Source organism: Terasakiella brassicae (genome assembly GCF_014641495.1).
In the GTDB taxonomy this organism is placed as follows: Bacteria; Pseudomonadota; Alphaproteobacteria; order Rhodospirillales; family Terasakiellaceae; genus Terasakiella; species Terasakiella brassicae.
Map to the genome: position 1 here is coordinate 1 of NZ_BMHV01000005.1, position 646 is coordinate 646.

The 646-nt window shown below is 40.7% G+C and carries 1 protein-coding gene and 1 pseudogene; both read left to right on the forward strand.

Going from position 1 to position 646, the window contains the following annotated elements; all coding sequences use genetic code 11:
* Nucleotides 1-100, forward strand: a pseudogene (locus IEW74_RS17305) (IS5/IS1182 family transposase); the annotation flags it as partial.
* Between the two features lie 22 nt (nucleotides 101-122).
* A complete protein-coding gene (locus tag IEW74_RS04210) occupies nucleotides 123-539 on the forward strand; it encodes a hypothetical protein (RefSeq protein ID WP_229734236.1) in 417 nt (138 codons plus the stop codon).
* Nucleotides 540-646 lie beyond the last annotated feature (107 nt).

The window sequence follows — 646 nt, forward strand, 5'->3', positions numbered from 1 at the left end:
GATTAAGGAATTCAGAGGGATAGCCACCCGCTATGACAAAACCGATGAAAGCTATAAAGCCAATTGGTTTCTGGCTGCCGCCATCATTGCGGGGAGATAATTGTCAACAGGCCCTAGATCAATTGAATTCTTTCGTCTCTCTTTGCCAGAGTGAGATTGAAGGGATTCCTGACGCTATTAGATATTTTTTCCAAGCAAATTGTTTCAATGCACTTGGACAAGCTAAACACAAAAATAGTGAAGATCGTTTAAGTTGGCAGCAAGATGAAAGTGTTCTACAAGTTCTTGCTCTTCGGCGTGCAATTGCACATCCAAGCTTTATAGAAGTAAATGATATTTGGAAGTGTAAAATTTACACTAACCTTGGAAATTGTTTGAATTTCTTGGGTCGAATTTGCGAAGCAATCCGTCAGTGGGACCACGCTCTCGAAATTATCCCCAACTTTGCTATGGCGCTTGGAAATAGAGGTCAATGTCTACTTATACTAAAATGTAGCTGTCTTGACTCTTGGGGGATTCCCAAAAGCTTTAAAATATGATTCAACATAGGAAACGAACAGGAGTTTTCTATGAGTGCCCCAATTCCATTACGAGCAGATTTCACCGCGAATGATTTACGGGAGTTTGCTAAAAAAAGCCGTGATGC